Here is a 14,036-nt window from a genome sequence, read left to right as displayed (position 1 = left end):
TTGTCCCTGCGGTGCACATAGGTGAACCTGAGCTTCTTGCCTTTCGTGGGCACCAACTCCCGCAACCTGCCACGCAACTTCCGCAGACGCTTGCGCAGTTCTCTGGGACTCATGAGGGCATTGTTGTTCGTCGTCATCAAGGACAACCGGACATCCGGCAGCTGAACGTCCTGCTCCTCACACCGCCGCACCCGCTCCGCCAGCTTGGACGCCGCCTCCGTGAACCGCGAGCCGGACAAGGGGTCAGGCTCGACGAACGAATAGCCCGAACTGCGGGTCCCCACTACGTCCGCGCCCCAGTTGGCTCCCTCGATGGGGTGTGCGGCCTTGCGCTCCAACCGCTTGGACATACCCGAAAGTAGCTCGGTCACCCGGAGCTTGGCGGGTAACCCGTGCTCGGCCGCCACCCTGTCACCGTGGGACTTATCGTCCGGGATCGATTGGTCACCTGAGCCCACCGGCCCCGCATGAGCATCCGACAGCGCCGTCGGACCAAAACCGAGCGGCCGGCTAATCTCCGGGATCGACTCGTGCTCGGCCACCGGCTCCCCAGGAGCATCCGGGTCATCCGACACCGGGACCGTCTTGGGCTCGGCCACCACCAATCCCGCCGGCGACCACAGGCGCTGCCTGATCGCGGCCGAGTGCACGAGCTGCTGCTCCTGCAGCACGCGCTCGATCGCCGCTTCGGTGCTCGCGATCCGGGCGGACCTGGCCTCGTCGATTGACGGCGTCAGATCCTGGCCGCCCAGCAACGACTCCAGAACCTGGGCCGCCAGCCCCTCCAACCGGGCCCCGACCTCCTGCTCGGCCTGCGCCACAGCCGCCCGCAACCCACGCGCCGAATCCGGATCAACCTCATCGAGCGAATCCAGCCACGCCTGCGCGCGCAGCCGGTCAACCGCCGCCCGAGCCAAGTCGGCCTGCCTGGACCGCACCCGACCGAACGCCGCCACACTCCCCGGCCCCAGCCTGGCCATCAACTGCCCGATCAGCACCTCTGGCGCGTTGAACTCGCGTGCCCTCACCGGATGGGAAACGGCCTGCTTCAGCCGCTCCACCCAATACACCGCCCCCGCCGCGTCCAACTGCTCTTTCACCACCCGAGCAAAAGCCTCCGCAGCCGGCCCCGTCCGCTCATTCAGAACTCCCACCACACCCGGATCCACATTCTGACCGGCCAAGGCCGCAAGATCCTGAGACAACGCCTCCGACTGCGACGTCTGCATCCCCAACACCCAGTCGTTCAGAAGCGCGTGCACACGCTCCTGCTCGTCAACCAACATCCGGGCCAGCGCCGGATCGGACGTCTCGAGTCGACTCAGGCGTTTCTGTCCGGAAGCCCACCGCGCCGCGGCCTTGTTCTGCGCCACCTGCTCATGCACCAGAGCCTCAAACACTGCTACATCCGCGGGCTCCGGAGAGAACTCCGACAGCCCAGGAATCGTGGCAGGCGACGCCCCACCGTCCTGCCGCCGACGCTTACCAGCGGGTCCACCCAGCTCATCAGCCAATGCCCGCTTCCCACCGGCGCCACCGACCCGAGCCGGGTCGCCCGGCACCGCATCGACCGGCACGATCGCCTCATCCAGCTCGGCGGAATCCAGATCGTCCGACGACATGAACACGTCGTCGTCTACGGGGACGGCGACGTAGCCGGGCACCGGCACCCCCAACGCGGCCACCTCTAAGGGGGCGAAGTCCCCCTCCACGAAGTCGCCGAACCCCGGGTCGGGCGACATACCCCCGAAAGGGGAATCCCCCGATTCAGACGCCGCGCCCCACCGCGCCCCAGACGCCGACGACATGAACACGTCGTCGTCTACGGGGACGGCGACGTAGCCGGGCACCGGCACCCCCAACGCGGCCACCTCTAAGGGGGCGAAGTCCCCCTCCATGAAGTCGCCGAACCCCGGGTCGGGCGACATACCCTCGAAAGGGGAATCCCCCGATTCAGACGCCGCGCCCCACCGCGCCCCAGTCGCCGACGACTCAGACCCGCCCTCACTCCCACTCTCACCCGAGGCATCCTCGAACCGGGCCCCACCCCGCAGACCTCCGGTCGCGACCAAACCGAAACGCCGCGTCAGAGCCCGCGCCCACTCCTCCGCCACCGCCAGGCCATCCCGCAAATACACATCCGCCACAACCGCACGCACGTCCTCAAGCAACCCCAACCGCAACCGCTGCTCATCACTCGGCTCCCCGATGAACACCAAGCCCCCCGGCTGCTGCACAAGCCGCCTCACCTCTCCGCGCAACCGCAACAACTCCGCCTGCGCAACAGTCAGACGCTCCGGACCCATCTCCTCCTCAGCCGACCCCTCGACCTCAAGCGCCGCGTCGATCTCCCGACGCAACCGCTCAGCCGACTGAACAGCCGCCACCCACCCCGCTTCCGACCAGCCATCCTCAAACCTCGGATCAAACGCCACCGGCTCATTCACCGGAGCGCCATCGGGCACGTCGTGCCGCCACCGCTCCACTCTGTCCACCGGCACGGTGCCCCGGTTGGGCGCCAGGTGCGATTCGACATCCAACCGGCTACTCGGTTCGCTCTCGACAACCGAACCGAGCCGCTCCTCAATGGGCCGCTCCGGCACCAACCGCCGCGGCCGTGGACGTGGCTGCGGAGGAGCGGCCTGCTGCTGCGGATCGAACGGGAACGCGGCACCGGCCTGCTCGCCGTCAGGTGATGACGAACCCTGACCGGCCGAAACCGACCCGCCCACAGGCGCATCCCCGACAACCTGCGCGGACGCGTCCCGCAGCGCCGCAACCTCATCCAGAGCCAGGTCGCCCTGCACCGCGTCGACCCGCTCGGTCGTCTCATCCAGCACATCGGAATTCAGGTCCGACGGTGTTCCTCTCGATCCCGGAAGGTCCGTCTGCTCCGGCCAGGTCGCCGAGGGTTCGACAACACGCTCCTTGCTGTTGCGGAACGGACGCGGCCGCGGAGGACCGGGCTCCTGCCACGGATCGATCGGGAAGGCGGCACCGGCCTGCTCGCCGTCACGTGTGGTCAACGGGTGCGGTGGCAACGCTGGGCCCGGCGGTTCGCCGAACTCGGAACCAAACGTCGACGACGTCGAAACGTCCCGTTGGGTGGAAGCATCGTCCTCGATGTCCGGGTGGCGGCTGCCCTCGATCACCTGACCGCCCGATCCGAACACGACGGCGTGCACGGCGTACGAAGCCCACCGCACCTCACCCTCCGCCGGAGCGACCACACCGGTCCGGGGATTCACGACGAACACCTCGCCGTCGTGGTTGACCACATTCCACGCCTCTTCGGGCAACGCGTAAGGCGGCTGGCCGAACACCAGAGCACTCGACCCGTGACCACCGGCCCTGACCCGCCTGGCCACCTCCGCCAGCCCACTCGGCCCGCGACCCATGAACTCCGGCTCGTGGCCGATCTCCGACTCCCAGTACGCACGGCCGAGCGACGAACCTTCCGGCATCGCGACCGCCATCCGAGGCGTTCCCTGAAAGGTCTGATGGAAAGCGATCACCAGGTCCAGCGGATCGCCCTGCTGCCCGTTCCTGACCAGGTTCACGAAACTCTTGGGATCCGCGAACCGAGTGCCCGGCGGCACCGCGGCAAGCAGCAGGTCGACCAGGTACGGCGCCGGAGCAATCGCCGCTGAGAAATCCGCACCCGGCGTCCCGAGCAACGTCGAACCGTTCACCCGGAGCATGTGCCCCTCAGCCACGAACTCTTCCATCAACTCCTGGGCGATCACCGAATCCTGCGTGGTGTCATGCCACAGCGCCGCGAGCTTGACCACATCGCCATAGGACATACCGGGAAGTTCTTCGGTCAGCACCTCCTGGCCACCCCGAAGCGCATTGCCCACCAGGTCTTTCCCCGCGGCCAGAACACTGTCACGGCGATCGGGGATATCGGCCAGGTACTTGTCCGCCAGCGCGACAACCTCGTTCCACGCCGGCACCAACGTCCTCAGACCGTCGGCGTCGAGCTCACCCGCCAGCTTCGCCCGCCCGACCGCGTCAAACGAACTGAAACCGTCAAAAAACAGCCTCCGCTCCATACGACTCATCGACCAGTACAGGTGGTTGAACCGCTCCCGCCCAACAGGGCTGAGAGACCCGTGCCAATCCACGAGCTCCTGGTCGAGCCCATCGCCACCGAACGCCGCGTCGCCGGTGTGCTCGAAAACAACACCGGAAGAGCTCGAGTCCACAACAACGCCCTCGTCCACACGATCCCGGCCCGTCCGCCGCGGACGCGGACGCAACGCACCCACGAGCCGCTCGTCCACGCCGGTGTCCACAAACGCCCACGGATCCTCCGGCGATCCGGCAACACCCCCCGACTCAACATCCAGCCGACTACCCGGCCCACCCTCCGCCACCGAGCCCGGCAGCCCGCCGACCGGCCGCTCCTCAGTCCGTCGCCGCGGCCGCGGACGCACCGGCTCGGCGTCCGGCCGCCCACCAAACTCAACCAACTCATCGGGGAAGAGGACACCTTCGGCATCCTCCGCCAACCTCGTACGCGACTCAGCAGGCGACAAGTCCTCCGGCGCCGTGCTCTCAGCCGCCGTGGACGTGGACGACACCGATTCGAGGTCGGTCCGGTCTTCGACGTCCTGACCGGAGTCGCCTGCGGGCGATGTCCGGACTTCAGTGAGAAGCCGCTCGGCGAGTTCTCGCAACGCGCCCCCAGCCGACGACTCGGCGTGAGCCTGCGGTCCAGGCGGCGGGGAGTCCAGGGTGGACGATGCACCGCTCGGACCCGGGACGGCGTTCTGCTCCTCGGGCATCGTGTACTCGGCGGCGCGCTCCTTACCCTTGCGTGACGGGCGCGGCGCCGGCTGGAACACCGCGCCCGCCTGCCGACCGCCACGGGATGCCAGCGAGCGCACCCGGACGCCCTTGCGTGGAACCCGCTTCGGCTGGTGCTGTCGCGGCGCACCCGGGTCTTGGGCGGCCGGAGCGAACCCGATCGGTTCACCGCCGCGGTTCACCAGCGTTCGCGACAAGTCGACACTGGGCTCGGCGGTGACTGGTGACGGTGTGGACTCGGTCGCCGTGCGTTCCAGTTCCTCCTGCGCGTGCAGTGCCGCGACTTCCCGGTCGTGGGTACGTTTGGCCTGCCACCAGGTGTCCTGCGCGGCCCGCAGATCGTTCTCGGCCTGCTTCTCCTGCTGCAGTGCGGCGGCGTAGTCACGCAACTGCTGGACCGAGTCGCGGTTGTCGGTGAGCAGTCTCTCGAGGTTGTCCAGCCGGTCCACCAGGCCGGACTGCCTGCGCTTGGCCTGGGCGAAGACATCACGCTTGCGCTGCAACGCCGCGCGGGCCTGCTTGCGCTGCGCGCCGACGCCGAGTTTCTGGACGGTGGCCGCACGGGACAGCGCGGCCTCGAACGCCGCGCGGTACTTCGTCACCCTGGCGGTCTGCTCCTCGATCCGCGCGGGCAGTGAGTCGTACTCGGCCAGCCACTTCTCCTGCGTACGGGTCGCGGCGTCGACCGGGCGTTCCACCGACTCACGGTGCACCTGAGCGCCGAGCCTATGCCGTTCCGCGGCGAACCACCTGGCGCCCGCGTCCGCCAGCGCCTTGGTCGCCTCGACCAGTGCCGTGGGCAGGCTCTTCCCGGTCATGGCGACGGCGTCGGCGTCGCGCATCCGGAAAGCGAACGCGTCACTGACCTTGATGTCCTGATAGCTGAGTTTCTCGCTGTGCAGGAAGCTCTTCGTGCGCTTGGCGACGATGCGGAAGTCGGCGTCGGCCAGTAGGACGCGGGTCAGCTTGTCATCCGGAATCTGCGCCCACGGCATCTGCGGCTCGAACAAGCGCGGCGGACCGGCGAACCTCGTGCTCACCTTCTTCTCCGAGGCGGGCCCGTCGAAGATGTTGAACTCGCGACGCAGCTCTCCGGAGGCGTCCGGTTTACCTGGTGTCGGCGACTCACCCCCCAGGCCCACCGGCAGTGCCGGGATGATGTGCGACTCGCCGCCTTCTTTGGTCACCACCCGCTCAGACAAGACGTAATCGCGGTACGACCTGATCCGGGGGCTGGCGCTGGCGCTGGCGAAGCGCGCCGTGCCGGGCAAACGGAGGTGGATCTCCAGCTCGCGACCGACGCTCTTCGGCAGCGGTAGCTTGAACTTGCCGTCGACGGCGGCGGACACCGCGGCACGCAGCTTGGCCACCGTGATCTCGTCCGCCAGCTGCCGCCGGATCGCGGGGGTGATCTTGACCCCAGAGTCTCGCAGCACGAACTCGGCACGTGAGCGGAATTCCTCGACGTCGCCGAAGAAGTGCTCTGTCCAGTAGTTGCCGAGTTCCGGCAGCGTCAATGTCGGTGTAGTGCCGTCGTCCGAACCCTTGCGCCACTCCTTCAGGTCGTTTCTCGTGAACTTCGCGAACCGATCCGGTGCGGGGAACGTGGTGGCGCCGAACTTGTCGTCGGCCTTGGGTTTCGGGAACGCCTCGTCGGCGATCCTGGAGATCTCGACCGGCTGGGTCTTGGTGATCTCGGCGTACGTCGTCCCGTGTCGCCGAATCCCCACCGTCACGGCGAGTTTGCCGCGGTGCGCCGCGACCGGTCCCTGGACCCACGCGGAGTGCAGGTACTTCGACGACTCCATAAAGGTTTTCGTTCGGTCGCGGATGCCCCAGGTCTTCGCGAGGAAGAAACCGCCGCCGACGCTGCCCTTGGCTTGTCCGTCGCTGGTGGCCGGGCCGGGCTGCTCTTGGCCTACGAGCATCGGCCTTATGATCGCGCGCAGGCCGAACAGCGACCTCGACCGCTTCTTGATCGTCGTAGTGCCCAACTCCGCGTACACCGTAGCCTTGAGCTTGTTGAGCAGCTTGACGACGCCACGCTCGGGCGACTCGGTGAACCTCGCCTCCATCGTCAGCTCGTAGGTTCGGCCGCTCATCCGGTCCTCGAGCCGCACCGCGTGCACGACGCCGCCGTTGATGAGCATGTTCACCGTGTTGTTCGGATCGGACAGCAGCGCCTTGATCCTGGCGATGTTGGGATTCTTCGGATCCAGCGTGCTGTCCGGCAGGAGCCGGTCCGCCAGTGCCAGGCCGAGCTCGGCGGCCAGCCTGACCCGCAAATTGTCGACCACGTCCCGCAGGTCGATCGGGTCGATGATGCCGCCGAGCCCCATCGACGGCTTGCTCGACGCACCCTGCCGCAGCGAGGGCGGTACCTCGATGCCGCGGTCCTCGGTCACGGTGGGCGGCGCATGCGTCGGCGCGATGCCGGTGTTCAGCTCATGGAACTGATCCTCCGTCAGCCAGACAAGTGCTGACTCAGGCAGGTCCACCACCTCGCCAAAGACCTGGGCGGGGTCCGGCTCCGCCAGGCCGAAGCTGAGGTTTCCCTTGTGCTGCGCCTCGGCGACGACGGTGGCCTCGATGTCGATCCGGGCGAGGATCATCTTCTGCGGCAGGGTGCCGACCTTGAGCTTCTCACCGCTCTTGACCCGGTCGACCACCGTGTTGCTCTCGGTCCGGTCGAAGAGGTTGGCGATGATCACGTTGACGGCGCGGGCCCCGGTCTCGTTCGTGCCCCCCGGCGCACTCGTATAGTCCTGCTGGGTGAGTACCGGCACCGCGGCCGCGAACCCGAGCAGTCTGTTGCTGGTGCCACCGCCTCCGGACGATTCGATCGAGCCTTCCAGCGACTTGGCCCGCTCCTGGAACTCCTTGGCGGTGACCTGCCGCGCCGACAGCCTGACGGGCTGGTACGTGACGCCGATGGTCGCGACCAGGTCCGCCGCCCGACGTTCGTGTTTGAGCGTGGAGGAGTCCAGGATCGTGGTGCGGTTGAACACGCTCGGGTCGCTGGCGAACTTCGTGGCCGAGAGCTGGTTGTTGATCGTCTGAGAAATGGTCCCGTTCTTGTCCCGCACGACCGGGTCTCGGCCGGAGGCGAGGTTCAGCATCGACAGCGCGGATTCCTGCACGGCCGCGGCACCGGTGAACGCCTCCACCTCGACGTTGTCGAAGGTGGGAGACGTCGCGGGCTTCATCGAGTGAGGCAGCTTGAGGGTCGCGGGCCCGAGCGGCCGGTTGGGTTTCGGTACCGGCTTCGCTGCCGCGGGATCGGGGCCGCCGTCGGTGAGCAACACCTCCGGCACGAGCATTCTCAGCTCGGCGGTCACCGGAGCGGGCGGCCCCAGCGTCACGGTCGGCGGCGCTTGGCGGCCGCTTCGACCGATGGTGATCTTGCGGAACGCTCTGTTGTGCCGCTCCTGCGCCCGGATCTCGCTGGTGACCGTCACCTGGGTCCGGAACTGGCGCACATTGTGTTTGCCGAGTTCGCCGCCCTGCGCGACGGTGTCGCCACTGCTGACCTCGAGATTGCGTCTGCTGGTGTGTGTCCGCGCGCTCTCGGCCAGCCTCGTCCACACCGTCCGGATCTCCGCCAGCCCCAGGCCGAACAGGGCGGTGGACGGCCCCGCCGCGGGAAGCGCACCCAGACCGCGCCCCTGGATCCCGAATCCGCCGGTGATCTCCCTGTTCCGGCCATCTGCCGCCGTGGTGGCGTCTTTGCTCTTGAACAGACCGGTGATCTCTTCGGCGCTCAGCAGCTCCCCTTGCTCCCAGCTGCCGGTATCCGCCGTCAACACCAGCGTGAAATCGCGCTCGTGGAACCAGCCTGCCTTCTTGAGCGGGATGTGCAGCTCCGCACCGACCATGGCCTTGACCAGGTGGGACAGCTGCTGGTCGGACAGCACGTCGGCGAGATTTTGTCCGAGCTCGAGCGCCTCGGCGACCTTCGCGGTCAGGTTGCCGCCGTCGAACGCCTCCTCACCGAAGTAGCTCAGCGGCAGCTTCCTGTTCGTCAGCTGCCGCGAGAACTTCGTTCGGTCGAGCAGCCAGCCCTTCTCCTTTGCCAGCCTGGTCAGGTGTGGCTGGATAGTGCGGTGGACGAGGTCGCCGCTGTCGAACTCGTCCACCATGCCGAGCAGCGCCTGACCGCTCTCGAACTCGAACGGTCCCTGCTTCGTGCGGTCCGGTCCCGAGACGAACGTGTCATCCGCGGGCACACCCGGCAGGCCTGCCCGGCGCGCGTGCCGCATCTCGGTCAACTGGTACGCGCTGACGTTGCCCAGCAGGGTCCGCGGTTTCCCGCCGAGTTGGCGAACCTGAATGTCGTACACCATTTCGTAGCGCACGACATCGCCAGTGACCTCGACCGCGTGTTTGACCGCGGTGGACTGCCCCACAGCGGTGGACGCGTTCTGCAGCCGGCCTGCCTGGAAGGTGGGGCCGCCCTGCCCGACACCAGCCTGGGCGATACCAGGGCCGCCGCCGAGCACGAAGCCCTCGGCCTCCACGTTCCGCGAGACCTCAGACCGGTGGACGCTCTCGTAGTGGTCGTGCGAACGGTCGGTCGTCGGCACCTTGTTCAAGGTGTCGACCACCCGGACCCAGCGGGCGACGGCGCGCATCTCCAGCTGGGTACTCTTGGGGAACAACTCGAAGCCGTCGCGGTTCTTGCCCTTGAAGAGCGGTTGGGAACGGACCCAGCCCTCCTCCGGATCCGCGTCCGCCAGGACGGTCATCTTGGGCAGGTTCGCCTTGATCCCGAGTTCGCACACGAAGTCGAAGATCGACTCACGGCCATTCGTACCGATCGCGGTCACCCTGCGGTATTTGGGCCCCAACATCGCGACGACCTGGTCGAGGAAGGTGGGGGCGGTGCCGCGATTGACGATGACTTCCTCGGTGACGAACCGCTTCGGCCGCGTGGTGACCGGCTCGAGGTTCTCCGGCAGGGCTCCATGCCGCAGGCCTTTGGCACGAGCATGCTCGACACTCAACACGCCTTCACCGGCGATGTCTTGCGTGGGCAACGTGGTCGGCACCGAGAGCAGGACATGGCCGTCGGCGGTGGTGCGGCCCGGAACGAACTGACCGTCCGGGCCGATGAGCGTGAACTCCATGGTGAGGGGAACGTCGACCTCGTACGGGTCGCAGAGCTCCACCGTGCTGGAGTTGCCCAGCTCCTGCCGATGGCCACCGCTCGCCCGCTCCGTCGGCGAGACCGGGATGCTCATGCTCACCGCGGCGTTCACACCCGGCACCGCCGGGCCCTGCAAGATCACCGGGATGTTGCCGGTCCGCTCGTGACCGGATCTGTTCTCGAAGGCTCTCTTGTCCTTGGACCGCCCACGCAGCGTGTAGTCGCCCTTGGCCTGCACCGTGAGGGCGTCCCAGTCGAACGTGGACTTGACCCGAACCTCGTAGTACTTGTCGTCGCCCCTGATCCGCAACGGCAGGCCACCGTCCATCTGCGTGCCGCGGATCCACTTGGTCGGGAACTGGGCCATCAAATCCGCGCCGTGCCACGTCTTCACGCGGGGCGCGAGCTTGCGCAACTGGGCCTCAAGGTCCCTCGCCGGACCACGGACATCGCCCTTCTGCTCGGCGAGACCGAGACCACGGCTCTTGCGCATGTATCCGGGCAGCTTGGCCACGATTTCGGCGGCGGACGGCAGACCGCCCGACGTGGTCGTTCCGCTGTGCTCTGGGGGTAACGGTGGTGCTTTGGGGAGTGGGGTGCCTTCGGGTAGTTCGGGGGTGACGATGTTGTCCTGGCGCAACGGTGTGTCGTGGCCGGTCGGGGTGAGGTCGTCGATACCGAGGTTGCGAGCCAGGACGTCGACGAATCGCTGCGGCACCTTGATGTCGGTGATCAGGCGCGGCTTTCCGTCCGGGCCGATCTCCGTGTGGCGGCCCATGACGGTGCCACTGATATCGAGCCTCTTCGGCTTGTCCTCGACATTCTTGTCCTTGGCATTGTTGTCCTTGGCATTGTTGTCCGGCTTCGGCTGGTTCTCGGCGTACTCCTCCGGTTGGCCGATCATGTGGCCGAACTCGTGCGCATAGGTCACGCTGGGCATGCCCGGCCGCCAGTGCAGATGGTCGATCTCGTGGTCGGCATCGATGGTCACCGCATGGTGCAGCGGATCGTCCGCCGACTTGGGCTGGATACGGAAACGCAGCAGGTCACCATTGCGCAGGCGCAGATTCGGCTGGTTGTAGTACCAGTCGACGGCAAGCTGAGCCTCCCGCAGCACCTGCTGCCGGACAAGGACATCCTGACGGCCCTTCGGCTGGAGGTCGACGAACACCGTGACCTCCACGACGGTGTCCACGCCCCGCCGCCCCCGCCGGACCTCGAACGCCGACCGCACCGGCTTAGGCCAACCCGGCGCCATGTGGATCCGGCCACCCTGCTGCGCGGGAGCTGCAGCGAGCGACTCACCCCGCGGATAGCCGTGCGGCGTGCCATAGACCGGCGGAACCTGAACAGGCACAACCGGGACGTCACCGAGATCACTCGCATCCGTGACATCCGAGCGGTCACCATCGAAGACCGACTCGACCTCGGACGCCTCGTCCTCGAAGTGATCCGCCGCCGGTCCGCCCGCAACTTGGGCGTCGGCGACGGGGCCCACGTCGGCGATAGGCGTGTCCGTCCGGCCGACGACGGCAGGCGCCTGCTCGACCGGGACGACACTCTCCGGCGAAGGGACGTCACTCACGCTCGGCGCAGGGATCACATCGCCCAACGCGGGGCTGCGCGGCACCTCAAACTCCCGCTCCAGCGGCAACCTGCCAAGATCCGACCGTCCACTGGAAACGGCCCCGGCCTGATCCCCGGACGGCACGGACTCCGTGCCACCCCGAGCCGGGTTCGGCAGGCCCGATTGGGCATTCACCGGGGTCGAAGTTGTCTGCGGCGCGACGGTGACCGGGCCTGCCGGGCCGCCCGGGTGGCCAACCCGCGGACCGTCGACGTTGTGTCCCACCGGGCTCTGAATCCCGAGATCACCCAACGCGGAACCCTGCGGCGTACCGGACTCCCGTACCAACGGCAACCGGCCGTGGTCGGACTGTCCACTGGGGACGTGCTGCCCGGCCTGATCGCCCGATCGTGTCGGTTCGGTGCCACCCAAAGCCGAGTCCACGTGCGGAATCGACTGCGGAGTCGTCTGCGCGAACGGACCACTCGGCGTACTCGTCACCGACTGCGGACCAACCTGAGCCGGAGGCTGGATCGTCGGCGGGGTCACCTGCGCGAACGGACCACTCGGCGTACTCGTCACCGACTGCGGACCAACCTGACCCGGAGGCTGGATCGTCGGCGGGGTCACCTGCGCGAACGGACCACTCGGCGTACTCGTCACCGACTGCGGGCCGGCCTGTGTCGGAGGCTGGTTCGTCGGCGTGTGATCCGTCGTCTGGGTCGGGATCGGCTGGGGCGCAAGGGAGGTCGGGTCCGCCGCGTCGCCCGGCAGCCCACTCGGCGCGTGGGGATCCACACCATTGAACAGTGGCGAGTCGACAGTCACCGGCGGCGCGGTCACCGTGTCCGTCAACGGGACCGGAGCTGGAGTGACGGTCGGGTCGCCGACGACCTGGCCCGGATCAACGGAGTTCTGTCCCTCGACAATCGGTCCGTCCGGAACGTCGACCCGCGACCCCTCAACCACCGGGTGTTCGATCCGCGGACCGTCAAGCGGCTGGCCATCCAGCCGTGGACCAGCGATCACCGGGGTGTCCACCACTGGAACGTCGATCACCGGGTGCTCGATCCGCGGACCGTCAAGCGGCTGGTCGTCCAGCCGTGGACCAGCGATCACCGGGGTGTCCACCACGGGGACGTCGATCACCGGGTGTTCGATCCGCGGCCCGTCAACCACCGGGCCGTTGATCGGTGGCGGAGTGTGCGGCAGGATGGAGTGCGGTGCCGGCTGATCAACGCCGAGCTGCTCCAAGTGTGGCCCGGTCTCGGCGGGCCGATCCCGGCCTGGCAGGTCCTGCCCTTGCGGATCGTGCCCTGGCGGCTTGTTCTGCGGCGCCCCCGCAGGGATGTTCGACGGCGCGCCGACGACCAGCGGCACGTCCGTACCAAGGCCATCAAGGTCGGGCGCATCAGTCTCAGGTCCGTGAACACCCGGCACATCAGTCTCAGGTCCGTGAACACCTGGCGTGTCCGTGCCGGGTCCATGGACACCAGGCGTGTCCGTGCCGGGCTTGTCGACGCCCGGGGGCAACTCGGACTCCACGTCCTGCGTGATCGGCGTGGGGGGCCCGTCGCCACCATAGGTCGCGCCCAGTGGCCCGCTCGGCATGACCGAAGTCGGGCGCTCGAGCGCATCCATGTTGGGCATCTTCGGCCCGTTGACCAGATCGTCGATCTTGTCACCGGCATCGTTGGCGCCGTGCTCCAGGGAACCGGAGTTGAACCCGCCGACCACACCCATCCAGGCATCCGACAGGTTCCCACCCGTCACACCGGTGACACCAACGCCCACGATGCCTTCCGTGACGCCCTCGGTCAGACCGGAGAACAGCACTGTCTTCGAGAAATCCGGGGTGAACTTCTCGCCAAGCTTGCGCAAACCGGACATGAGGCCACCCGCCGCCGCACCCGCGACCGCACTGAGCGTGATCGAGTCCCAGTCCACGGAGTGTCGATTACCTTCGACCTTCTGGTGCAACTGGACCAACGCGTCCTGAGCCACCTCCTCAGCGGCCTCCTCCACGACCTGCTTCGCAGCCAACGTCGCAGCGTCCCTGAGCGCGAAGATCTGAGCGACCGCCAAACGGGCGCCGGCAATGAACTCGGGCACCATCCACGCGGTGAACGGACTCGTCAGCGCCCACACAATCGACGACGCGAAAAACGTCAGCTCATACATCGTCGAGTAATTACTCGACTCGACATTCAACGCGAAATTGTCCAGGGCATCCCCCTGCGTCCCCGCCAAGCCGGCAACCTGCGGCAGCGGCACCACCACCTCGTCCGCGTTCCCCCGAAACGCCCGACCAGCATCACCCCCGATAGCGTCATCAACCCCCGCCGCCGCACCACCAATCAGATACCCAAGCCCATCAAGAAACACAGCCAACTCGCGATACCGATCCGCCGTCGCCCGAGTCGCCACAACATCGACCTGATCCCCCCTGGTACCAACGATCGACACCGTCAACCAGTCAAGCCACTCCGGGAAATAGACATCCGCCGCCAC

1 protein-coding gene (cut by a window edge) is annotated in these 14,036 nt (G+C 67.5%); it reads right to left on the bottom strand.

Annotated features, from left to right (window positions below; all coding sequences use genetic code 11):
* On the bottom strand, nt 1–14,036 hold the beginning of the coding sequence (locus C8E96_RS13400) for a protein-glutamine glutaminase family protein (RefSeq protein ID WP_133794404.1). 40,024 nt of this gene lie to the left of the window's left edge; the window shows 14,036 of its 54,060 coding nt (coding positions 1–14,036); its start codon is at nt 14,034–14,036; its stop codon lies beyond the left edge, outside the window.

This window comes from Actinokineospora alba (genome assembly GCF_004362515.1).
In the GTDB taxonomy this organism is placed as follows: Bacteria; Actinomycetota; Actinomycetes; order Mycobacteriales; family Pseudonocardiaceae; genus Actinokineospora; species Actinokineospora alba.
This window is presented reverse-complemented; position numbering and strand designations above follow the sequence as displayed.